Origin of the sequence: Thalassococcus sp. BH17M4-6 (assembly GCF_049323015.1) — a bacterium.
GTDB lineage: Bacteria > Pseudomonadota > Alphaproteobacteria > Rhodobacterales > Rhodobacteraceae > Puniceibacterium.
Genome location: NZ_JBMPGU010000001.1, coordinates 360493 through 383960, shown reverse-complemented (window position 1 = coordinate 383960; position 23468 = coordinate 360493). Strand labels below are relative to the sequence as shown.

The following is a 23468-nucleotide window of genomic DNA, read 5'->3' as shown; positions in this document are numbered from 1 at the left end:
GTGGCAAATTCGTGGCCATTGCCCCTGCGCCCTGGCTCAGGGGCAGAAAATGTCGTTCGACAGCGCGAACACCATCAGCCCCAGAACCAGCGTCAGCCCGATCGACATCAGCACCTTGAGCGCGCGGTCGCTGGGCGGGCGGCCCGACACCGCCTCGTAGGCGAAAAAGCACAGATGCCCGCCATCCAGAACCGGCACGGGGAAAAGGTTCAGAAGACCCACCGCCGTGCTGAGCACCGCGATGAACCAGATGAAGTTGCTCGCCCCCTGGCTTGCCATCGAGCCCGAGGTTTCAGCAATGCCGATGGGCCCGGACATGTTGCAGGTGCTGATCGCGCCGGTCACCATGTGCCAGAGCCCCGACAACGACCCTTCGATGATGCGCCCGGTCTGGGCAAAGGCTCCTGTGGTGGCATCCCAAAGCCCGGTCGTCGTGGTCGCGGGTTCGAAGAAAAGCCCCCCTGCGATGCCGATGCGGTAGACGGTCCTGAAGGAATTGTCGGCCTGCGGCTCGTCGGTGCGGCGCGGCTCCAGCGTCAGATCGACGGTCTCTCCGTCGCGCCAGACCGACAGCGCCAGCGGCGCGCCTTCGGATTCTTCGACCTTTTCCTTGAGCTGGTCGAAGGCGAAAATCGGCTCTCCATTGATGCTCTGGATCACGTCGCCGCCGCGCATTCCTGCGTCGTCGGCGGCCGAGCGTGGCACGATCTGCGTCGCGATCGGCGGAAAGACATACGGGCCCTCGACCACCCGTTCCTGCCCGTCGCGCAGCACGGTGTAGTCCAACTGCGCCTGCACCGGCAGGTTGCGCAGGTAGCTGTCAAAGGCCACGCCGTCGTCGAATGCGGGCGGTGCCGCGCCTTCGATCTGCAGCAAGACGTCCCCCGGGGCAAGTTCCTGCACCGCGGGCAGCGGGCGCAGTTCGCCGACGGTCAGCGGCTCCGACACCTCGCCGCGGAACATGAAGATGCCCGCGAAAATCAGGATCGACATGATGAAATTGAAGACCGGCCCGGCCGCCACGGTGGCGGTCCGCGCCCAAAGCGGCGCACCGTTCATGGTGCGGCGGCGTTCTGCCTCGCTCAGCGCAGACATCGCGGCCTCGTCCTTGCCGCCGGACGCGTTGTCGTCGCCCTTGAACTTGACGTAGCCGCCAAACGGCAGAAGCGCGAACTGCCATTTGGTGCCGCGCTTGTCGAAGCGTGAAAAAAGCACCGGGCCAAAGCCTAGGGAAAAGACATCGGCGTCGATCCCGGACCAGCGCCCCACGATATAGTGGCCGTATTCATGCACCGCGACGATCACCGACAGGGCCACGACAAAGGCCAGAAGCGTCCAGAGAAGCCCGCCAAATTGCGGAATCAGCGTTACAATGTCCAAATCTCTGCCCCTCTAAGCGTTAGATCGTCACCACAGCCGTCTAGTTCCGAATTGGTCTGCGGCCAAGCGGTTATCAAGAAGAACTTCGTCATCAATATGACCCTGACGCGCCGAAACGCGGACTTCCGGGGCCAGAGCACCCCGTCGTGCGCGCCTGCCCGTCAGGGGATGGCCCCTGTCGGCAGGCCGACCAGCTGACCGACGATCACGATGAAAAGCGACGCGCCCAGCATGCCGTCAAAGCGGTCGAGCAGCCCGCCGTGGCCGGGAATGAGCGAAGAGCTGTCCTTGACCCCGGTGCGCCGCTTGATGGCGCTTTCGGCGATGTCGCCGATCTGGCTGGCCATCGCCACGGCGATGCTGATCCCCATGAGCCCGGCGCCCGCCGTGGTCGTGGCGGCAAAGGCCAGCCCCACGCCGGCGGCGCCGATCCAGCCCGCAATCGTGCCTGCCCAGGTTTTTTTCGGGCTGACGCGCGGCCAGAATTTCGGCCCGCCGATAATCCGCCCGGCGAAATAGCCCGCGATGTCCGTCACCACCACCACAAGGATCAGCCAGGACATCCAGGTCAGGCCGAAATCGTCGCGCAGCGCCATCATCCCGTAGCCCGCGATCAGGATCGCGGCGGTGAAGACCGCGTAGGACACGCCGCCCTTCTGCATCCGGCCCAGGCCAACCATCGACGGCAAAAGCAAGAGCGGCAGGCCAAAGGAAATCGGCACCTCGCTGGCCAGCGTCAGCGCCGCGGCCGCGACGACCGCCAGCACCAGCGGCGCCTTGTTGCGCTGGTCGTCGAGCATGCAGACCAGTTCCCAGACCATGACGGCGCTGACCGCGATCACCAGCGCGTGAAACCAAAGCCCGCCCAGCCAGACGGTCAGCAGGCCGATGCCCACCATCACGATGGCCGACAAGAGACGCGGCAAAAGGTCGTCGAAGCGCGCGCGGCTCATGCCCGCACCGCGCCATAGCGCCGGTCCCGCGCGCCATAGGCACTGGTGAGGCGGGCAAATTCCTCGGCCTTGAAATCCGGCCAGAGCGTGTCGATGAATTCATATTCCGCATAGGCCGACTGCCAAAGCAGGAAGTTCGAAATCCGCGCCTCGCCGCTGGTGCGGATCACAAGGTCTGGATCTGGTAAAACGTAGGTATCAAGGTACTTTGGCAGCGTTTCTTCATCCACGTCTTCGGGCTTGAGCTTGCCTGCGGCCACGTCTTCGGCCAGCCGCCGCGTGGCGCGCGCCACCTCGTCCCGGCCGCCGTAGTTCAGCGCGATGGTCAGGTTGGTGCCGGTGCAATGGCTGGTCATCGCCTCGGCCTCGTCCATCAGGCCGATCAGCTTGGCGTCGAGCCGCACCCGGTCGCCGATGAAGCGGACCCGGACGTTTTCCTTCACGAAGGCCTGCATCTCCTTGAAGATGTAGCGCCGGAACAGGCTCATCAATCCCGCGACCTCGACCTGCGTCCGTTTCCAGTTCTCGGTCGAGAAGGCAAAGATCGTCAGGTATTCGACGCCGACCTTCGGACAGGCCTCGACGATCTCGCGCACCCGGCGGGCGCCGGCGTGGTGACCGAACAGCCGCGGCCGACCGCGCTGCGTGGCCCAGCGGCCGTTGCCATCCATGATGATGGCCACGTGGCGCGGCCCGGTGCCGCCGCCGCTGACCTTGGCCGTATGGGCGCTGTTGCTAGGCACGATCCCGTTCAGACCTGCATGATTTCTTCTTGCTTGGTCTCAAGCTGGGCATCGACCTTTGCAATATAGGTGTTGGTCAGCTCCTGCACCTCGGCCTCCCAGAACTTCTGGTCGTCCTCGGACAGGCCGTCGGCCTTGGCCTTCTTGATCTGGTCCATGCCGTCGCGGCGCAGGTTGCGGATGCTGACGCGGGCATTCTCGGCGTAGGACCCGGCCACCTTGGTCAGCTCGCGGCGGCGTTCCTCGTTCAGCTCGGGGATCGGCAGCATGATGATGGTGCCGTTGAGCTGCGGATTGATGCCCAGACCGCTTTCTCGGATGGCCTTTTCGACCTTGCCCACCAGGCTCTTGTCCCAGACGTTGATGGTGACCATGCGCGACTCGGGCACGTTCACGGTGCCGACCTGGTTGATCGGCGTCATCGTCCCGTAGGCATCGACCATCACGGGCTCCAGCATCGACGCAGAGGCGCGCCCGGTGCGCAGCGACGCGAATTCGGTGCGCAGGTTGGCGATCGCACCATCCATGCGCCGCGTCAGGTCGTCGGTATCCAGTTCGAAATCATCGGCCATCTGCTCTGTCACTCCGGCAGTTTCGGTTTTGCACGGGTTTAGTCCACCCAAAAGCGCAAGTACAGGGGCGGCTGCAATTCAGCGTCGGCAGGTTGGCGCCCGGGCCGGGTGCGATGCAGGCGCGAGGCCGTAGCGGTGCGGATTGCCGCCTATCCGTCGCGTCCCGGGGCGGTGGGATCGCTACAGAAAAGCGCGATCTTGTTGCCCTGCGGGTCGCGCAGATAGCCGACGTAGAAATGCGGACCATACGCCTCGCGAAACCCGGGCTGTCCTTCGTCGGTGCCGCCCGCAGCCACCGCCGCGGCGTGCAAGGCGCGCACCTGTTCCTGGCTGGGCACTTCAAAGGCGACCATGGCGCCGTTGCCCGCGCTGGCCGGGCAGCCGTCAAACGGCGGTTTGACGTAGAAATCCGGCAGGATCGGTGTCTGCCCCGGCGGGACGGGCAGCGCAAAGCTCAGCCCCTCGGGCCCCTCGGTCAGGCCATAGTTCAGCGCGGGCAGGAAGGCGGTATAGAACCGCCTGGCCCGCGCGATGTCGTCGGCACCGATGGTGACATAGGCAATCACTGCCCCAGGCCCCTGCCCCCCGCCATCGGCCCGGCGCGCCGCATCAGCCGCCGACCCGGGTATACGTCCCCCGGCCCGCCAGAATGCCCTTGAAGCCACCCGGCTCATCCAGCGAAAACACGATGATCGGCAGGTTGTTGTCGCGCGCCAGCGCGATGGCGCTGGCGTCCATCACCTTGAGGTTCTTTTGCAAAACGTCGTCATAGCTGATCTTGTCATAGCGCTTGGCGTCGTCGTGCTGCATCGGGTCCTTGTCATAGACACCGTCGACCTTGGTGCCCTTGAAGATCGCCTCGCAAGCCATTTCGTTGGCGCGCAGGGTCGCCGCTGTATCGGTGGTGAAATAGGGGTTGCCGGTGCCCGCGGCGAAGATACACACGCGCTTTTTCTCGAGGTGGCGGACGGCGCGGCGGCGGATGTAGGGCTCGCACACCTGGTCCATCGGGATGGCGCTGATGGTGCGGGTGTGGATGCCCAGCCCCTCGAGAGCGGCCTGCATCGCCAGCGCGTTCATCACCGTGGCGAGCATGCCCATGTAATCCGCCGTCGTCCGCTCCATCCCTTGCGCCGATCCTTGCAGACCGCGAAAGATATTGCCGCCGCCGATGACCATGCAGATCTCGACACCCATGTCGTGCACGGTCTTCACCTCGCGGGCGATGCGCTCGACCGTGGGCGGATGAAGGCCGTACCCTTGGTCGCCCATCAGCGCCTCGCCCGAGATTTTCAGCAGCACGCGCTTGAACGTGGTCTCCGGGCTGTCGGCCCCGTCGTCTGGGATGCTCACAGTCATATTGCGCTCCGTCTCGGCTCGGGTCTAGGATTGGCTGTATCCATGTCGGAAAATCGATGCAGATACAATGCGGCGCGAGCCGGAATCGGCGGCCAGGGGCCGGTGGGCCGCCGCTTCGCAACCAAAGGCTGAAAGGGGCAGCATTCCGATGATCGCGCTTTCGGACATCGATCCCGCGCGCCCGGTGCTGATCGCGGGGCCGACCGCCTCGGGCAAATCGGCGCTGGCGCTGCGGATTGCCGAACGTCAGGGCGGCGTGATCGTCAATGCCGATGCGATCCAGGTTTTCGACACCTGGCGGGTTCTGACCGCCCGCCCGTCGCCGCAGGACGAGGCGCAGGCGCCGCACGCGCTTTACGGGCATGTACCGGGCACCACGGCCTATTCCGTCGGCCACTGGCTGCGCGATCTGGAGCCGCTGCTGACCGGGGACGAACGGCCGATCATCGTCGGCGGCACCGGGCTTTACTTCACCGCCCTGACCGAGGGGCTCGCCGATATTCCCCCCATCCCCGCGGCCGTGCGGGCCGAGGCCGAGGCGATCCTTCAAGCGGATGGCCTGCCCGGCCTGCTGGCGACGATCGACGCCGTGACGCGGGGCCGGATCGACACCCGCAACCCGATGCGCGTGCAGCGCGCGTATGAGGTGCAGCGCGCCACCGGGCGCGGGCTGGCGGACTGGCAGGACAGCACTCCGCCGCCGCGCCTGCCGCTGGCGGAGTGTCACGCCTTTGTTGTCGATGCCCCAAAGGACTGGCTGACACCGCGCATCGAGCGCCGGTTCGACCGCATGCTTGCCGATGGCGCGCTGGACGAGGCCCGCGCCCACCTGCCCGACTGGTCGCCCGATCTTCCGTCGTCCAAGGCCATCGGCGCGCCCGAAATGATCGCGCATCTTCAGGGGCACCTGAGCCTTGACGAGGCAAGGATCCGCGCAACCATCGCCACCCGGCAATTTGCCAAGCGTCAGCGCACGTGGTTTCGTGCCCGGATGACGCAGTGGCAGACCCTGACCCCGGACGGAGCGGCGGCATGAACGGCAAGCCCGCCTTTCTGCAGCGGCCCGGGCCGATCAACGCGGACCTGCGCGACATCGGCTGCCAGACCCTGCCGCAGTTCGCGCGCGGCGCGCCCTGGCGCCTGACCCTGCTGCACGACCGACCGCGCGACCTGCTGATCTGGGTCACCCGCGGCCAGGGCCGGGTCATCGTCGATGGCGTGCGGCGCGGCATCGGCACGCATAACGCATTGTATCTGCCAGCGGGCACGCTGTTTGCGCTGGACCTGGGGCCGCAGGGCCTGGCGCAGGTGGTCCACAGCCCGCCTGCCGTGCGCAAGGGCCTGCCCGACGCGCCGCAGCACCTGCGCATCCGCGACGGGCTGGCGCAGGCCGAACTCACCGGCCATATCGAGGCGATGCAGCGCGAGATTTCCAGCGCCCGCCCGCTGATGCAGGAGGCGCTGCAGGGCTATCTGGGTCTGGTCGCCGTGTGGCTGCAACGCCAGCAGCAGGCCGGCACCGGTGACGTGCTCAAGGAAACCGCGGCGCACCGGCTGGTACACCGCTTTGCGCATATGGTCGTGCGGGATTTCCGCAGCGACCGTCCGATGGCCGATTATGCCGAAGCCCTTGATGTGACGCCCACGCATCTCAGCCGCGCCTGCCGCGCCGCCTGCGGGCGCACCGCCGGGGACATCCTGACCGAACGCCGCCTTTACGAGGCGCGCAGCCTGCTGTCTCGGCCCCGGCCCGCGATCCAGGACATCGCCAAATCGCTTGGATTTCAAAGTGCTGCCTATTTCACCCGGTTCATCCAGACACGCACCGGCCAGACCCCGTCGGCCCTGCGCCGCGCCGCGCTCGAGCGGGCGCCGCAAGGCGGATCGTGACGACGGCCCGCCCATGGCTGCACACGTTCACGTGTGACAGGCCAAGTTGACCCTTGCGGCGGCGAAGATGTCGTATTTGAATGATCCACATGTCGTTTTCTTGTGCCAAAACGACGAAACCAGCCGTTGACGCAGCTTGGAAACTGGTGCCGAATGCACCGCGACAAGGGCACACATGCTGACAGAGACCGGACCACCGGCCCGAAATGCGACGTGAAAAGACCCAAGAACAAAAATCGTGTCACAGGGAGAAGAAGATGACGCAACCAACCACCACCGGGCGGGTCCACCCCGCCGCAGAGATGTATGCGCGCGAACTGCGCGACGGTCAGATCGACCGGCGTGAATTTCTGACGCGCGTCACCGCTCTGGGTGTGACGGCCGCCACCGCCTATGCGCTGGGCGGGCTTGGCTCCCCGGCGGACGCCGCGGCACATGCCCAGACGGGCGGCACGCTGCGCATCCAGCAGGAAGTGCGCGCGGTCAAGGACCCGCGCACCATGGACTGGACGCAGATCTCGAACTTTACCCGCGGCTGGCTGGAATACATGGTGGAATACAACCGGGACGGCAGCCTGCGCGGCATGCTGATCGAATCCTGGGACACCAATGACGACGCAACGGAAATCACCCTGAACGTCCGTCCCGGCGTCACCTGGAACAACGGTGACCCGTTCAACGCAGATGACGTGGTGCGGATGTTCGGCTACTGGTGCGACAAGGACGTGGAAGGCAACTCCATGGCCGGGCGCATGGCGACGCTGATCGACGCCGACACCAACAAGCTGATCGACGGCGCGGTGACCAAGGTCGACGACATGACCGTGAAGATCGCGCTGCCCGCGCCGGACATTTCCATCGTCGTGGGCATGGCCGATTATCCGGCCGCCGTGGTGCACAGCTCGCACAATCCCGATGCGATGCTGGAAAACCCCGTCGGAACCGGCCCCTACCTGCCTGAGTCGCTCGAAGTGGGGGTCAAGGGCGTTCTGGTCAAGAACACCGACCACACCTGGTGGGGGGCCGAAGCCGAAGGCATCGGCGGCGCCTATCTCGACCGCATCGAATTCATCGACTACGGCACCGATCCCTCGGCCTGGATCGCCGCTGTCGAATCCGAAGAAGTCGACATGCTCTACCAGAACGTCAACGAATTCATCGAGATCGGCGATGCCATCGGCTGGGAAAAGTCCGAGGTCGTGACCGGCGCCACCGTGGTGCTGCGCTTCAACCAGCAGACCGCCGTGGGGGACAAACCGCCCTATGCCGACGTCAAGGTCCGCAAGGCGCTGCAGATGGCCGTCGACAATGCGGTCTGCCTGGAGCTGGGCTATGCCGGGCTGGGCGTTGTCGCCGACAACCACCACGTCGCACCGGTGCATCCCGAATACGCCGACATCGGCGGCACCGAGGTCAACCCCGATGGGTCGATGCCGCTGCTGGAAGAGGCCGGGATGGCCGATTTCGAGCACGAGCTCATCACGCTGGACGACGGCTTTACCAAGAATACCGGTGACGCCGCCGCGGCAATGATGCGCGACGCGGGCATCAACGTGCGCCGCACCGTCCTGCCGGGGTCGACCTTCTGGAACGACTGGGCGAAATACCCGCTGTCGATCACCGAATGGAACCACCGCCCGCTGGGTGTGCAGGTTCTGGCGCTGGCCTACCGGTCGGGCGAGGCGTGGAACGAGGCGGGCTATGCCAACCCCGAGTTCGATGCCAAGCTGAACGCCGCGATGTCCATCGCCGATGCGGATGCCCGGCGCGAGGTCATGGCCGAGATCGAGAAGATCATGCAGGACGACGCGGTGATCATCCAACCCTACTGGCGCTCGCTCTACCGCCATTCGGCACCGGGCGTGATCGGGGCGGAAATGCACCCCAGCTTTGAAATCCACGTCTACAAGCTGGGCTTTGCCGCCTGATCCACGACGCTGAGCAAGGGGCCGCCTGTGGTGGCCCCTTTTGCGCCTTGGCAACGCGCATGACGACGGGGGCAAACCCCGCGGCCACAGATCGACCGGGGGAAGACGATGGGACTGTTCATTCTAAGACGGCTGTGGGTGATGATCCTCACCGCGCTGGCGCTGACATTCATCGTCTTTTTCCTGACGAACCTCTATCCCAACCTTGAAAAACTGGCGAAATCCGAAGGCAACTTCCGGATGTCCGACGAACAGGTGGCGACATGGCTGGGCAATCGCGGCTACTTGCAGCCCATGCCGCTGAAATACGCGCAATGGCTCGGGGTGGCGCCGGGCTGGGTGATCACCGGGTCCGATGGCGAAACCCGAGCGCGCTGTGCCGAACCGGGCGCGCCTGCCGACACGGCGAGCACGTTTTGCGGCATCCTGCAGGGCCACTGGGGCTATTCCACGGTCTTCAAGGACACGGTGGGCAGCATCGTCGCCACGCGGCTGGCGCTGACCGGGAAGCTGATGTTCTGGGTGATGGTGCTGATGGTGCCATCGGCGCTCATTTTGGGCGTTCTGGCGGGGATGCGCGAAGGGTCGCGCACCGACAGGGCGCTGTCGACGGTGGCGATCACCACAACCGCGACGCCCGAGTACGTGTCGGGGGTCATCCTGATCGCGGTCTTTTCGTCCAGCGCCGTGGGGCTCAAGTGGTTCAAGGGCACCGCGGCCAGCGCCATGGACGGGGCCAACTTTGAAAACTTCTTTCTGCCGGTGCTGACCATCGCGCTTTACGGCATGGGCTACATCGCCCGGATGACCCGCGCCTCCATGGCCGAAGTGATGACGGCGCAGTACATCCGCACCGCGCGGCTCAAGGGCGTGAGCTTTCCCAACATCGTGATGAAACACGCGCTGCGCAACGCGCTAATCGCACCTTTCACGGTGATCATGCTGCAGTTTCCCTGGCTGCTGAACGGCGTCGTCATCGTCGAGACGCTGTTCAACTACAAGGGCTTTGGCTGGACGCTTGTACAGGCCGCGGGCAACAACGACATCGAGCTTTTGCTGGGCGTGTCGGTGGTGTCGGTGATCGTAGTGCTGGTCACGCAGCTTCTGTCTGACGTGGGCTATGTCTATCTCAACCCCCGCATCTCTGTGTCCTGAGGAGTCTGACCATGGAACCGCTCAGCTGGGCCGAGATCTTGGGCCGCATGTTCTTACAATTCACCCCCGTCTGGGTCGCGCTGGTCCTGACCTTTGCGGTGTCGCTGATCTTCAAGCGTCGCCTGGGCCTTTACGGCAAGCTTTTCGACAGCACCATCGGCATGATCGGTTTTGCGCTGGTGATGTTCTGGGTGTTCACCGGCGTCTTCGGCGCGATGAACATGATCGTCACCCATGACGCGCTGGCGCAGATCCCAGCGATGAAGAACAAGCCGCCGGGCTTTCCGGTGTCGGGCGCCGAAGAGGGCACCTACCCCTATTACCTGCTGGGCGGCGACAACCTGGCGCGCGACGTCTTCAGCCGGATGATCAAGGGCTCTTGGGTGGTGGTGCAGATCGCGCCCCTGGCAACGCTCTTTGCCTTCATGGTCGGGATCACGCTGGGCCTGCCCGCCGGCTACTACGGCGGCAAGCTCGACACGCTGCTGTCGTTCCTGGCGAACCTGATCCTAGCCTTCCCGGTGATCCTGTTGTTCTACCTGCTGGTCACGCCCGAAATCATCGCCACCGGCATTCCCAACTACATGGCGACGTTCCTCTTCGTCTTCCCGCTGATCTTTGTCACCATCCTGCTGAATTCGCGCTTTCACACCCAGCCCAGCCTGCGCACCCCTCTGATGATCGGCGTGCTGGGGCTTCTGGGCTGGCTCTACCTGTCGCTGATTTCCGAGGTTGGGTCCAAGGTGCATGTGATCCCGGGGTTCGCCGATCTTTTCGACGTGCCGTCAGGGATCTTGGTGGTGTTCGTGTCGGTGGTCTTCGTCAACTCGCCCACGGTGTTCCGGATCGTCCGGGGCCTCGCGCTCGACATCAAGACCCGCGATTACGTGGCCGCCGCCCAGACCCGGGGCGAAGGACCGTGGTACATCATGCTGTGGGAGATCCTGCCCAACGCGCGCGGCCCGCTCATCGTCGATTTCTGTCTGCGCATCGGCTACACGACGATCCTGCTGGGCACGCTCGGCTTTTTCGGGCTGGGCTTGCCGCCGGAAAGCCCCGACTGGGGCAGCACGATCAACGACGGGCGCAAGCTTTTGTCGATCTACCTGCATCCTGCCATCGTGCCCGCCCTGTCGCTGCTGAGCCTGGTGCTGGGGCTGAACCTGCTGGCGGACGGGCTGCGCGAGGAATCCTTGCGGGATTGACAAGCGGGGGCCAATGAAATGGGGGCTTTGCCACGTCGCCCCTCAGGGGCGCAAATAAACCGCCAGAAGCTTTAGGGGCGCCCCCCCAAGGTATTCGGCACCAGAGAGGCAAGGGCGCGGCGCACCGTTCCCGAAGGAGAAACGAGTGATGAAAGACAGCTACGACGGACCGATCCTTGAAATCGATCTCTTGTCGATCTCGTTCTTCACGCGGCTGCGGGAAATTCCGGCGGTGATGGATTTTTCCGTCAAGGTGATGCCGGGCGAGGCGGTAGGTCTGGTGGGCGAGTCGGGCTGCGGCAAATCCACAGTGGCGCTGGGCGTGATGCAGGACCTGGGCAAGAACGGCCGCATCGTCAACGGCACGATCAAGTTCAAGGGCCGCGATCTGGGCGCGATGAGCCAGGAGGAACTGCGCCAGATCCGCGGCTCGGAAATCGCGATGATCTATCAGGAGCCGATGGCCTCGCTCAATCCGGCGATGAAGATCGGCAAGCAACTGATGGAAGTGCCGATGATCCACCAGGGCGCGTCGGAGAAAGAGGCCTATGACCGCGCCCTGCAGGTCGTCACGGACGTGAAACTTCCCGACCCCAAGCGCATTCTGGACGCCTATCCGCATCAGCTGTCGGGCGGCCAGCAGCAGCGCATCGTCATCGCCATGGCGCTGATGTCGGAACCGGCGCTGCTGATCCTCGATGAGCCGACGACGGCGCTTGACGTGACGGTGGAGGCGTCGATCGTCGAACTGGTGAAGGATCTGGGCCGCAAATACGGCACCTCGATGCTTTTCATCAGCCACAACCTCGGCCTGGTGCTGGAAACCTGTGACCGGCTGTGTGTGATGTATTCCGGCGAGGCGGTGGAGCGCGGGTCCATCGCGGATGTGTTTGACGAGATGCAGCACCCCTATACCCAAGCGCTGTTCCGGTCGATCCCGCTGCCCGGGGCGGACAAGAACGCCCGCCCGCTGGTGGCGATCCCCGGCAACTTCCCCCTGCCCCACGAACGCCCGCCGGGCTGCAACTTCGGCCCGCGCTGCGATTATTTCGAGGCCGGGCGCTGCGACAAGGGCACCATCCGCATGAAGCCGGTGAAAGGCAACGACCGGCACGAAACCCGCTGTCTGCGGTTCGAGGAGATCGACTGGAACGCGCCGCCCGCCGATGCCATCACCAAGGAAAAGGGCCAGATCGGCAACGTGGTTCTGCGCATGCAGGACCTCAAGAAATACTACGAGGTCAGCGCAAATGCGCTGTTCGGCAAGTCGGGCGAAACCAAGGTCGTCAAGGCCAACGAAACGCTGAGCTTCGAGGCCCGCGAGAGCGAGACGCTGGCCATCGTGGGCGAGTCGGGCTGCGGCAAGTCGACCTTTGCCAAGGTGCTCATGGGGCTCGAGACCGCGACAGACGGGCAAATCCTGCTCGACAACCGCAACATTGAATCGACGCCGATCGAAAAGCGCGACACCAAGACCATTTCCGAAGTGCAGATGGTGTTTCAGAACCCGTTCGACACGCTCAACCCGTCGATGACCGTGGGCCGTCAGATCATCCGCGCGCTGGAAATCTTTGGCATCGGCAACAATGAGGCCGAACGGCGCGAACGCATGCTGAACTTGCTGGACCTGGTCAAGCTGCCGCGCGAATTCGCCGACCGGATGCCGCGCCAGCTGTCGGGCGGGCAAAAGCAGCGCGTCGGTATCGCACGGGCCTTTGCGGGCGATGCACGCATCGTGGTGGCGGATGAACCGGTGTCGGCACTCGACGTGTCCGTGCAGGCCGCGGTGACCGATCTGCTGATGGAGATCCAGCGCGAACACAAGACGACGCTGCTGTTCATCAGCCACGACCTTTCCATCGTGCGCTACCTCAGCGACCGGGTGATGGTCATGTACCTGGGCCACGTGGTCGAACTGGGCACCACCGACCAGGTCTTTGCCCCGCCCTATCATCCCTATACCGAGGCGCTGCTGTCGGCGGTCCCCATCGCCGATACCTCGGTCCAGAAAAAGCACATCGTGCTCGAGGGCGACATACCGTCCGCCATGAACCCGCCGCCCGGCTGCCCGTTCCAGACCCGCTGCCGCTGGAAAAGCCAGGTACCAGGCAACCTGTGCGAAACAGAGGTCCCGCCGGTGCGGGTGCTGGCGGATGGCCATCAGGTCAAATGTCACCTGTCGGACGCCAAATTCGCCGAAATGGAACCGGTGATAACCATCGCCGCCGAATAGGCCGCGGCAGACCTGCGGTTGTGTACCGGGCGGCCCGCGCACCCGTGATCCTTGTTTGAAACCCGGTTTTGAGGTACTGTTTCTCCTGTATTTGAGCCGCCGCGGGCCCCCGGCCCCGGCACCCATTTTGGAGAAAAGACATGATTCCGATCGACGGAGCCTTCGTGCTCGAAATCGCGCCGCGGTTTTCCGGTGCAAAGGCACAGCGCCAGGCCGAAATCGTGGCCGCCATCGGCGACCATCTGACCAGCGTTCTGGACAGCTATGACATTAACACCCGGCTGCGCATCGCGCATTTCATGGGCCAGGTCACACATGAATGCGCAGGGTTCCGGACCACAGAGGAATTCGCCAGCGGCGCCGCCTACGAGGGACGCGAGGATCTGGGCAATATCCATCGCGGTGACGGCAAGCGCTACAAGGGGCGCGGGTTGATCCAGTTGACCGGCCGCGCCAACTATCGCCGGATCGGCGGCAAGCTGAACCTGCCGCTCGAGGACGATCCCGAGGTCGCGGGAGAGCCGCTGACCTCGTTGCGGATCGCCTGCGAATACTGGAAAGATCGCAAGATCAACGACCCCTGTGATGACGACGACCTGATCGAGGTGACGCGCCGGGTCAACGGCGGGCGCAACGGGCTGGAGGATCGGCGCAATTTTTATCGCAAGGCCAAGACCGCGCTGTCGCGGCGGATGGGCATCATCCTTGCCAGCCAACAGACCAGCAGCCTGCCGGTGATCCGCCGAGGGTCGTTCGGCGACGTGGTCGAACGGCTGCAGCGGGGGCTGGTGGCCAAGGGCTTTCCGATCTCCATCGATTCGGACTTTGGCCCCGCCACCGAATTCGCGGTGCGCCAATTCCAGGCGCGCAACGGGCTGACGGTCGACGGCATCGTCGGCGCGCAGACCTGGGGCGCGCTTGAGGGGTGAAGAGGTTCTTGGATAACAAGATGGCGGCCCGCGCCGACCTGGTGGGACATCCGGGGTCTGTTGGTCCGTTGACCGATCAGGAGTTGCAGGCGGCGATCAGGCGTCTGGCAGGCTGAAGATGTCGGCGCTACGCTTATCATTTAAATGGTCTGCCGATTGACTAAGACCTTTCGGCAAGAGACCGCGCGGCGCAAGCGCGCTAGGCTACGCATGCTGATCAAGGACCCGCCCGATGAACGACCCTGCCAAACGCCCCCAGGACAGCGCCCTCGCCTCGGCGCTGGTGGTGGATGACCATCCGCTGTTTTGCGACGCCCTGACCCTGACACTGCAATCGATCTCGGATTTCGCAGAGATCCGCACCGCGGGGACACTGGAAAAGGCGCTCGAGGTGATGGAGGACGATCCGCGCATCGGGCTTATCGTGCTTGACCTCAACCTGCCGGATGTCAACGGCCTTGACGGGCTGGTGCGGTTGCGCACCGCCGCGCCGCATGCGGCGATCCTCATCGCATCCAGCATGGCCGACAACCGGATGATCAGCCATGCTCTCAAGGCCGGGGCCGACGGGTTCGTGCCCAAGCATTCGCAACGCTCGGTCTTTCGGCGCGCGCTCGAGGCGGTCGGCGGCGGGCAGGCCTTCGTGCCCGACGGCTATATCGACCCGCGCGGCGACGAGGCCGAGAATGGCCCCGGCGATGCGCTAGGGCGGCTGGCAAGCCTGACCAACCAGCAGGCGCGCATCCTGGCGCTGATCTGCGAAGGCAAGCTCAACAAGCAGATCGCCTTTGACCTGTCCATCGCCGAAACCACCGTCAAGGCGCATGTGACCGCGATCATGCGCAAGCTGGGCGTGCACAGCCGCACCCAGGCGGTGCTGATCGCGCAGGAAGCGCGCTTTGCCAAGGTCTTGCCAACCGCCGAATGACGGGCGTATCGTCGGGGGCCATCCGACGACGGCATAACAACGGGGATGACACAGGTGGACGGAGCGATTCAAAGCTCCGCTCGGGAGGAGGAGACGACCGGCCCGCGCGCCTTGCGCACGGCGCAGGTGGCGCATGATCATCCGGCCCCGCTGGAGGCGATCTGCGCGGCACTGGGTGACGGACCGTTCGAAACGGTCTGTCTTTTCGTGACACCCGAAGCGGATTTCCACGCCCTGACCCGCGCGGCGATGGGGCGTTTTGGCGCGGCCGACGTGCTGGCCTGCACCACGGCGGGCGAATTGGGCCGCGACGGGTACGAGGACGGCCAGATCATCGCGGTGGCCTATCCGTCCGAGCTGTTTGCGGTGCGCACCTACGCCATCGAGGCGCTCGATGCGCTGGACGAAAAGACGGTGATCGACGATCTGATCCAGCACCGGCTGGACCTGTCGCGCCGGGCGGGCGACATGACATCGGAATTCGCCTTCCTGATGGTCGATGGCCTGTCCATGCGCGAAGAGCATCTGACCGCGATGCTGGCCGCGGGGCTGGGGCCGATGCCGCTTTTCGGGGGGTCGGCCGGGGACGGCACGGCGTTCCGGCAGACGTGGCTGTCGCGGAACGGAGAGGTGCTGCAGAACGCGGCGCTCTTGGCGCTGGTGCGCAGCCGCTGCCGGGTCCGGGTGTTCAGCCTCGATCATCTGGTGCCGACCGACCGGCGCATGGTGGTGACCCGCGCGGATATCGAAAACCGTCTGGTGCAGGAAATCAACGCCGCCCCGGCGGGGGTGGAATACGCCCGGCTGCTGGGCAAGGACCCCAACCAGCTCGATCCCTTCACCTTTGCCGCGCATCCGGTCGTCGTGCGCCTTGGCGACAGCCACCATGTCCGCGCCATCCGGCAGGTCACCGAAGCGGGCGATCTGGTGTTCTTTTCGGCGATCAACGAAGGCATGGTTCTGACGCTGGCGGAGCATCAGGACATCGCCAGTCATCTGGAACGCGCGCTCAGCGATCTGGGCAAGGGTGGCGCGCCGCAGCAGATCCTGGGCTGCGACTGCATCCTGAGGCGGATCGAGGTCGGCCAGCGCCAGCAGACGCGCGAGGTGTCGCGGCTATTGCGCGACCACAACGTCATCGGCTTTTCCACCTACGGCGAACAGATCGGCGCGCTGCATGTCAATCAGACCCTGACCGGCGTGGCGATCTATGCCGCCGACGAGGACGAGGCTTAGCCACATGTCGCTGATCAACCCTGCCGACAGCGTCGAAGAGCAGAACGCCAAGCTGCAGACCATCGCCGAGGCGCTGATGAAGCGGGTGGAATACGACACCGCCCAGTCCGGTGCCGCCTATGCCCAGTTTGAACGCGCCGCACTTCTGGAAAAGCGGGTTCGGGAACGCACGCTGGAACTGGAACGCACGCTCGACCTACTGCACGAATCCAACGCGCAGCTGGCCCGCGCCAACGAGGAAACCGAGGCCGCGCGGCGCAACCTTGCCGATGCCATCGAAACCGTGTCCGAAGGCTTTGCGCTTTTCGATGGCGGTGACGTGCTGGTGATGTGCAATTCGCGCTTCTGCCGCGATTTCCGCGACACCGTGCACGATCTGCGCCCCGGCCTCGCCTTCGAAGATTACGTGACCCGGATCAGCCGCAGCCGGTTTCTGGCCCTACCCGACGGGGAAACGCCCGAAAGCTGGACCCGGCGGCGCATTCAGCGTCACCGCGACCGGCGGGTGATGTTCAACGTGCAACTGGTTCAGGACCGCTGGATCCAGGTCAGCGAACACCGCACCGCCAACGGCGGCACGGTGGTGCTGCAGACCGACGTGACCGACATCATCCGGCTGGAACGACAGGAACGCGCCAAGCTCAAGGACAAGCAGGCGCGGATGATCCGCGCGACGCTGGACCACCTTAACCAGGGGGTCTGCATCTTTGACGAAAACGCCCGGCTGGTGGGCTGGAACCAGAAGCTGGGCGCGCTTTTGTCGATCCCCGCGCGGCGGCTGCATCTGGGTGCATCCTTCGACGTTCTGTGGGCGCAGCTTGACGACGATTTCGAATTCACCCGCGGCCTTGACCGGTCGGGCTTTCGCGACTGGGCCCGCGCGCAGGGGCCGCGCCAGCCGGTGTCGTTCGAGGTGCGCCGCGCCGACAGCCGCACCTTGCAGATTTTCGGGCGCGGGATGCCCGATCAGGGCTTTGTGATCTCCTGCACCGATGTGACCGATGAACGCGAAGCGGCGCAAAAGCTGTCGGACCTGAACGAGATCCTCGAACAGCGGGTGATGGAGCGCACGCTGGAGCTTGAGGATGCGCTGAGTGCGGCGGAACGGGCCAACGCCTCGCGCTCGCGCTTCGTGGCGGCGGCGTCGCACGACCTGTTGCAGCCGCTGTCGGCGGCCAAGCTCTTTATCTCGTCGCTGATCGACACCTCGCAGGACGCCCGCGACACGCAGGTGCTGGGCAAGGCCGAAAGCGCCCTGACCAGCGCCGAACAGCTGATCGACGCGCTGCTGGACATCTCGAAACTGGAATCCGACGGGCTGAGTTTCGACATCCGGGCCGTGGCCTTACGCGAAATTTTCGGACCGCTGCGCGACGAGATGGAGGTGCTGGCCGCCCGCAAAGGGCTGGAACTGCGGCTGCTGGACAGTTCGCTGACGGTGGACTCCGATCCAGCCTATCTGCGCCGGGTGGTGCAGAACCTGATGGCCAACGCGATCCGTTATACCGACAGCGGTCGGGTCGTCGTGGGCGCGCGCCGCAAGGGCGAGTCGGCCCGGATCGAGGTCTGGGACACTGGCCCCGGCATCGCCGAGGCGGATCAGGGCCTGATCTTCGAAGAGTTCAAGCGCCTCGACAGCAAGGCCAGCAGCAACGACGGCCTGGGCCTTGGCCTGGCCATCGTCGAACGCGCCTGTGCGCGGCTGGGCCATCCGCTGGGTCTGTGGTCCGAACCCGGACGGGGGTCGTGTTTCATGGTCAACGTGCCGATCGCCGATGGCGCAGAACCGCAGCGCGCCAAGCGCAATCGCAGCGCCCGACCGGTCGGGCTGGCGCATCTGGGGCTGATCGTGCTGCTGGTCGAGAACGACCCGCAACTGCGCCGGGCCATCACCGTGCTGGTGGAAAGCTGGGGCGTCAACGTGATCGAGGCGGAAGACGCAGACTCGGCGCTGGAGCTGCTGCGCGATCTGGAAATCAGCCCCGACGCGCTATTGCTGGACTACCAGCTGGGCGCGGGGCTTTCGGGCACACAGCTTTACGAACGCATTGTGGCCGACATGGGCCCCCTGCCCTGTGCGATCATCACCGCCGATCGGTCGCCGGACCTGCGCGATATATGCAAGGCTCTGGGGCTGGAGCTGCTGGCCAAACCGCTGGACCGGCACAAACTGGGCCGGTTCCTTGACGGGTCAGCCCGTCTTGCCCTGCGCGGCTGAGGCCGGTTCTGGCGCCGAATGGCCCGAGGCCGCCGACAGGAACTCCTCGGCCCCCGCACGGATCGCATCGGGCCAGCGCCGCGTGCGCATCACTCCGACCTCGGACAGGACCAGCGTTGCAGTGCAATCGACCCGCAGATCGCCGTCACATTGCGCGGTGATCCTGAGCGACATGGACGATTTGCCGATCCCGGTCACCACCAGCCGCCAGGTCAGCCGGTCGCCCAGACGACTCGCCGATGGAAAGGATGTTGCGACATCGACCAAGGGCACCGCCAGGCGATCACTGCCCAGCATCTGCCCCATCGGCCAGTCCAGCGCCTCTTCGAACCAGTTTTCGATGACGGCGTGGATCATTTCGTAATAGCGCGGCAGAAACACGATCCCGGCCGCGTCGCAGTGGGCCAGGCCCACCTCGTTGATATACTTGTAGGCAGCCATGCGTGCCCGGTCCCCGTTCCTCCGCTGCCGCCTTTTTTAGCGGCGTTCGGCTGGAAAAAGTATCTCGGTGACCGCGCAAGAAAAGATCGCCGTTTACAATTTATCTACGACTTTGGTCGTATGCCGGATGCGGGGTGCCCCGCATTCGGCGTCGTGGGTCACAGGGTGCCGCGACAGCCCCGGTGCGCCGTCGGGCGGCCGATGTGATGCGGGTTTTGCACAAGGTACCACTGCGCCGGATAGCCCGGCGCCTGCGTGCGCCTGTAGGTGCAGTTGTCGGGGGTCGTGTAATATTCCCCCTGAAAGCCCGCCGCGGGGGCCGCGGCATTCCAAAGCTGCGTATCGCCGCCATCGCGGGACAGGCCGGTGGCAAAGCCCTGGATATCCGCCTGCGCCGCGGTCGCCGCAACGGTGGCAAGAATGAGAGGAAGTGCTGATCTGAGCATGGTGTGTCTCCTGAACTACGGTAAGCAACGCAAGCCCAAAGCGCGCGCTGCCAAGCCCGTGCAACAAAGCCTGTGCGGCTGGCAGGGACAGGGATGAATTGCGGCGGATCTGCGGAGCTTTGCATGAATTTTAGCGAAATTGCGCGGGTCTCGCCGCGACGGAACTAGCGCGCGATGCCGACAGATTGAACAGTGCAAGACCTTGCTGAAACGGACCTTGCGCAACCGCGCGAGGAGCCGCGCCATTGCAGTCGCGCGCGGCTGCGATCTGGTCCTTCCGCTCCGCGCTTTATGCCGGTCGCCTCCGTACACCACCCCCGCTGGGCACCAAGCTCAGCCAAATCGCAGCCGCGTGGGGGCGCGGCGGCCTTCGGCCTTGATTCCGCGCCGGGTGCTTGGCTCATACGGCCGATCAAGGTCGGTTCAAGACAATCGCATCACGCATTAGCGCGCAATCACGATGTCCGCGCGCAAGCCGCCAAGGTCGGCCTTGCCCAGGCGCAGGACCCCGCCGTGGCCCCGCGCGATATCGGCGGCTATGGCCAGGCCCAGCCCCACGCCCGACCCCTTGTCCTGGTTGCGTGCGGGATCCAGTCGCACGAAGGGGCGCAGCGCCTCCTCGCGCTGCGCCTCGGGAATGCCGGGGCCGTCATCCTCGACCCGAATGCGCAGGGACTTGTCGGTGATCTGCACCGACACCTCGGCCTGCGTCCCGTAGCGCACGGCGTTGCCGATCAGGTTCTCGACCGCGCGGCGCAGCGCCATCGGGCGCAGCATCATCTGCGCGGTCGCGGGCGGCGGATCGAATCGCACCTGCGCCCCGCCTCGCTGCGCGTCGCTGACGATCTCGGCCACCAACGCCACCGGATCCGTGCTCTCCGGCTCTCCCGCCTCGGCATTGCCGCGCGCGAAATCTAGGAAGGCATCCAGAAGCCGCTGGAGGTCATCGACGTCCCGCTCAAGCCCGGCGCTGTCGGCATCGTCCAGCATCGACAGGCCCAGCCGCAGACGGGTCAGCGGCGTGCGCATGTCATGGCTGACCCCCGACAGCATCAGCGTGCGCTGTTCGATCTGCCGTTCGATCCGCGCGCGCATGTCCAGAAAGGCGTGGCCCGCCGCGCGCACCTCGACCGCGCCCGCAGGGCTGTAGGGTTCGTGCCGCCCCCGCCCGAACGCCTCGGCCGCGTCCGCCAGCCGGGTGATCGGGCGCAGCTGGTTGCGCAGATAGATGAAGGCGACCGCCGTCATCAGCCCGCCGAAGACCACCATGTTGACCAAGAGCTGATGCGGATTCGACGCCGACACCCGCCGCCGGGCGAACCGCACCTGCCAGAGGCCGTCGCGTTCGACAAAAAGGATCACGTCGGTATCGTCCGGCAGCAGCACGCGGCGCAGCCCCGGCAGGTCGCGCTGCAGGGTGCGGGTGACGACGATCCCGGAAAAATCGTACCAGCGGCGCTGATCCTGAGCCGGAACGGCGCCCGGCTCCGCCGCCGTCACATCGACTGCAAGCTGCTGGCGGATGGCCTCCGACTGCGGCGTGGCCAGCGTGTTCAGCACCAGGTTCACATCGCGCGCGACCTCGCGGCTCATCTGGCGGCTCACGCCTTCGAAATGGCGCTGGATGAACACCACCGACACCACGAGTTGCAGCGTCACCACCGGCAGGATCAGGATCAGCGCGGCGCGCCCGTAAAGGCCGCGCGGCATATAGCGTTTGAGCCATTGGAACAACATGCGCTAAGGCTAGCCAATGCCCGCCCCCGGCACCATGGAGAAACGCACGTGACCGATCCGGACCCGCATTTTCGCCCCGTGCCCGGCCTGGCCGAAACGCTGGCGCCCGGTCTGCGCCGGGTGCTGGCGCCCAACCCGTCGCCGATGACCTTTCGCGGCACCAACACCTACCTGCTCGGGACGCAGGGGCTCGCGGTGATCGACCCCGGCCCCGACAACTCCTCGCATCTGCAGGCGATCCTGGAGGCTGTCGGGCCCAGGCAGCGCATCAGCCACATCCTCGTGACCCACGCACATCTCGACCATTCTCCGCTGTCCCGTCCGCTGGCCGCGGCAACCGGCGCGCCGGTGCTGGCCTTCGGCAGCGCAGAGGCCGGCCGCAGCGCGGTGATGCAGCGGCTCGCAGCCTCGGGCACGGTCGGCGGCGGCGAAGGCATCGACGCAGCCTTTGCGCCCGATGCGGCGGTAACCGACGGTGACATGGTGCAGGGCGACGGCTGGACGCTCGAGGTGCTGCACACGCCGGGGCATATCGGCAACCACATCAGCCTGGCCTGGGGGGATGCGCTTTTCTGCGGCGATCACGTGATGGGCTGGGCGAGTTCTCTGGTGTCACCGCCCGATGGCGACCTGACCGATTTCATGGCCTCCTGCTGCCGTCTGCAAAGCCGCCGCTGGTCGGTGCTCTACCCCGGTCACGGCGCCCCCGTCGCCGATCCAGCCGCGCGGCTCGACTGGCTCATGACCCATCGCGAGGCGCGCGAAACCGCGATCCTCGCGGCGCTGCAGGACGGCCCCGCCCGCGCGCCCGAGCTCGCGGCCCGCGTCTACACCGATATCGATGCGCGCATGCTGCCTGCCGCCGGCCGCAACGTCCTAGCGCACCTCATTGATCTCATGACGAAAAACCGCGTGAGCTGCGTCGACCCCCTGACCGCCGAGGCGCGCTTTTCCCTGCGTTGAGAACTGGCAGCTTTATCTACGCTTTTATGACAAAACCCTCTGGACGCCCCCAGACACCCTTGCTATATCGCCCCACGTGTTCCGGCGTAGCTCAGCGGTAGAGCAGTTGACTGTTAATCAATTGGTCGTAGGTTCGATCCCTACCGCCGGAGCCAAAGAATTCAAGGGCTTAGCGCATGATGCCGCTAGGCCCTTTTTCTTTGGGGTAACACTCAGCGACTGTCCGCAAAGAAAATTTACCCAAGTTCGTTGAAATGCACAGCTTCAATACGTCAGGTAGTGGTTACCAACTGTATGGAAGGAAACACATTGGCGGACTATGATCGTGATTTTACAGTGCAGTATTTTGACGACGCTGCTCTATCCAATCTCGTGGCTGACATGCACTACTGTATCAGAGCCGGAGAAGACGCCACCATTGGTCAAATTTTGGACCAAGAGATCAGACAGAACCCCTCGCGGGAGAAGCTATATATCGTGATCACGCCCTCATAAAATAACGCCCGCCCGGAAAACTGTTTACAAAACCGGGCGGGGTTACTGGGGCCGCTGGAGCCATTAAGGACTGAGGCCATTAGCTAAAGGTAATGCCTAGTCGATCTGAGGCGCAAAATTGATTAGCCGCGCAGCTACGTCAGGATCAACGCCAGCCTCTTTCGCAAGCGCCAACGCTTCGACGATCTGACCCATTTCCCTAGCCCGCCCACCAGCGTCAAAGGCTTGCAACGGTCGCATGACGTCCAGCGTGACAGTCTCGCCTAACTTCTCTGTCGCCTCTTGTGCGATCAGCGCCGCCACAGGCTGCAAAGCCCATTGCGCCAGATGCCGCTGAGCCTCGCTCACAAGCGGCCCTGTGGTGGTATCTTCCAGCAGCGACGGCAACACGCCATAGACGCCCAGAATGGACGCCCTAGCCGCGCTGAGTGAAGCGCCCGGCGCAATGCCTTAATGTCCGGCATGACGTTGTGGAGCTGCTACGCGCGACGCGTTCGGTCACCGGCGAGATCGCGGAGGACGCGCTGCGGGCCCGACTCCCGAGTGGCGACAAGCTGGCAAGCCTGCCGCCCCCCTCCGCGAACATGCGTTCGACGTCGAAAACACCCTCGAGGTTGCCGAGCGGCTTTCCCGATCGGTCGAGCGCCGCAAGCCCGC

The 23468-nt window shown here is 65.0% G+C and carries 21 protein-coding genes and 1 tRNA gene; 12 read left to right on the top strand and 10 right to left on the bottom strand.

Annotated features, from left to right (window positions below):
- Positions 1–36 precede the first annotated feature (36 nt).
- From rseP to pyrH, 6 genes are all read right to left on the bottom strand, one after another.
- Positions 37–1380 carry an RIP metalloprotease RseP gene (gene rseP, locus ACOXXX_RS01705; protein WP_422824803.1) on the bottom strand — a complete coding sequence of 448 codons (1344 nt, stop codon included), beginning with the start codon at positions 1378–1380 and terminating at the stop codon, positions 37–39.
- Between the two features lie 161 nt (positions 1381–1541).
- Positions 1542–2333, bottom strand: a complete 792-nt coding sequence (locus ACOXXX_RS01700) for a phosphatidate cytidylyltransferase (protein ID WP_422824802.1) — start codon at positions 2331–2333, stop codon at positions 1542–1544.
- The gene (locus ACOXXX_RS01695; RefSeq protein WP_422824801.1) at positions 2330–3076 is read right to left on the bottom strand and encodes an isoprenyl transferase; all 747 of its coding nucleotides are present in this window, start codon (positions 3074–3076) and stop codon (positions 2330–2332) included. Before ACOXXX_RS01695 ends, ACOXXX_RS01700 begins: the two co-directional genes overlap by 4 nt.
- Before the next feature lie 8 nt (positions 3077–3084).
- Positions 3085–3648 carry a ribosome recycling factor gene (frr, locus tag ACOXXX_RS01690; RefSeq protein ID WP_422824800.1) on the bottom strand — a complete coding sequence of 188 codons (564 nt, stop codon included), beginning with the start codon at positions 3646–3648 and terminating at the stop codon, positions 3085–3087.
- 149 nt (positions 3649–3797) lie between these two features.
- Positions 3798–4214 carry a VOC family protein gene (locus ACOXXX_RS01685; RefSeq protein WP_422824799.1) on the bottom strand — a complete coding sequence of 139 codons (417 nt, stop codon included), beginning with the start codon at positions 4212–4214 and terminating at the stop codon, positions 3798–3800.
- Positions 4215–4257: 43 nt separating this feature from the next.
- Positions 4258–5007, bottom strand: a complete 750-nt coding sequence (gene pyrH / locus ACOXXX_RS01680) for a UMP kinase (protein WP_422824798.1) — start codon at positions 5005–5007, stop codon at positions 4258–4260.
- A gap of 148 nt (positions 5008–5155) precedes the next feature.
- Here pyrH and miaA point away from each other — a divergent pair, with 148 nt between their 5' ends.
- From miaA to ACOXXX_RS01630, 10 genes are all read left to right on the top strand, one after another.
- Entirely contained in the window at positions 5156–6043 is an 888-nt protein-coding gene (gene miaA, locus ACOXXX_RS01675) for a tRNA (adenosine(37)-N6)-dimethylallyltransferase MiaA (RefSeq protein WP_422824797.1), read from the top strand.
- Complete coding sequence (locus ACOXXX_RS01670; RefSeq protein ID WP_422824796.1) at positions 6040–6897, top strand: helix-turn-helix transcriptional regulator; 858 nt, start codon at positions 6040–6042, stop codon at positions 6895–6897. Before miaA ends, ACOXXX_RS01670 begins: the two co-directional genes overlap by 4 nt.
- Positions 6898–7154: 257 nt before the next feature.
- Positions 7155–8825 (top strand): ABC transporter substrate-binding protein, encoded by a 1671-nt coding sequence (locus ACOXXX_RS01665; RefSeq protein ID WP_422824795.1) that lies wholly within the window; start codon positions 7155–7157, stop codon positions 8823–8825.
- Between the two features lie 108 nt (positions 8826–8933).
- Complete coding sequence (locus ACOXXX_RS01660; RefSeq protein ID WP_422824794.1) at positions 8934–9980, top strand: ABC transporter permease; 1047 nt, start codon at positions 8934–8936, stop codon at positions 9978–9980.
- An 11-nt stretch (positions 9981–9991) separates the two neighbouring features.
- Positions 9992–11185: an ABC transporter permease gene (locus ACOXXX_RS01655; RefSeq protein WP_422824793.1), complete on the top strand. Its 1194-nt coding sequence runs from the start codon at positions 9992–9994 to the stop codon at positions 11183–11185.
- Positions 11186–11333: 148 nt separating this feature from the next.
- Positions 11334–13418, top strand: coding sequence for a dipeptide ABC transporter ATP-binding protein (locus tag ACOXXX_RS01650; protein WP_422824792.1), 2085 nt, complete (start codon positions 11334–11336; stop codon positions 13416–13418).
- 140 nt (positions 13419–13558) lie between these two features.
- Positions 13559–14347 carry a peptidoglycan-binding protein gene (locus tag ACOXXX_RS01645; protein WP_422824791.1) on the top strand — a complete coding sequence of 263 codons (789 nt, stop codon included), beginning with the start codon at positions 13559–13561 and terminating at the stop codon, positions 14345–14347.
- 232 nt (positions 14348–14579) lie between these two features.
- Positions 14580–15275: a response regulator gene (locus tag ACOXXX_RS01640; protein WP_422824790.1), complete on the top strand. Its 696-nt coding sequence runs from the start codon at positions 14580–14582 to the stop codon at positions 15273–15275.
- 54 nt (positions 15276–15329) lie between these two features.
- Positions 15330–16511 carry an FIST N-terminal domain-containing protein gene (locus tag ACOXXX_RS01635; protein ID WP_422824789.1) on the top strand — a complete coding sequence of 394 codons (1182 nt, stop codon included), beginning with the start codon at positions 15330–15332 and terminating at the stop codon, positions 16509–16511.
- A 4-nt stretch (positions 16512–16515) separates the two neighbouring features.
- Positions 16516–18729, top strand: a complete 2214-nt coding sequence (locus ACOXXX_RS01630; protein ID WP_422824788.1) for a PAS-domain containing protein — start codon at positions 16516–16518, stop codon at positions 18727–18729.
- Here ACOXXX_RS01630 and ACOXXX_RS01625 read toward each other — a convergent pair.
- From ACOXXX_RS01625 to ACOXXX_RS01615, 3 genes are all read right to left on the bottom strand, one after another.
- The gene (locus tag ACOXXX_RS01625; protein WP_422824787.1) at positions 18703–19170 is read right to left on the bottom strand and encodes an acyl-CoA thioesterase; all 468 of its coding nucleotides are present in this window, start codon (positions 19168–19170) and stop codon (positions 18703–18705) included. The two genes, ACOXXX_RS01630 and ACOXXX_RS01625, sit on opposite strands and share 27 nt — an antisense overlap.
- Before the next feature lie 158 nt (positions 19171–19328).
- Positions 19329–19616, bottom strand: coding sequence for a hypothetical protein (locus ACOXXX_RS01620; protein WP_422824786.1), 288 nt, complete (start codon positions 19614–19616; stop codon positions 19329–19331).
- A gap of 444 nt (positions 19617–20060) precedes the next feature.
- A complete protein-coding gene (locus ACOXXX_RS01615) occupies positions 20061–21353 on the bottom strand; it encodes an ATP-binding protein (RefSeq protein ID WP_422824785.1) in 1293 nt (430 codons plus the stop codon).
- A 48-nt stretch (positions 21354–21401) separates the two neighbouring features.
- Here ACOXXX_RS01615 and ACOXXX_RS01610 point away from each other — a divergent pair, with 48 nt between their 5' ends.
- Together ACOXXX_RS01610 and ACOXXX_RS01605 are read left to right on the top strand one after the other, a co-directional pair.
- Positions 21402–22316 carry an MBL fold metallo-hydrolase gene (locus ACOXXX_RS01610; protein WP_422824784.1) on the top strand — a complete coding sequence of 305 codons (915 nt, stop codon included), beginning with the start codon at positions 21402–21404 and terminating at the stop codon, positions 22314–22316.
- Positions 22317–22396: 80 nt separating this feature from the next.
- Positions 22397–22471, top strand: a tRNA-Asn gene (locus ACOXXX_RS01605).
- A 436-nt stretch (positions 22472–22907) separates the two neighbouring features.
- Here ACOXXX_RS01605 and ACOXXX_RS01600 read toward each other — a convergent pair.
- A complete protein-coding gene (locus tag ACOXXX_RS01600; RefSeq protein ID WP_422824783.1) occupies positions 22908–23198 on the bottom strand; it encodes a hypothetical protein in 291 nt (96 codons plus the stop codon).
- Between the last annotated feature and the right edge of the window lie 270 nt (positions 23199–23468).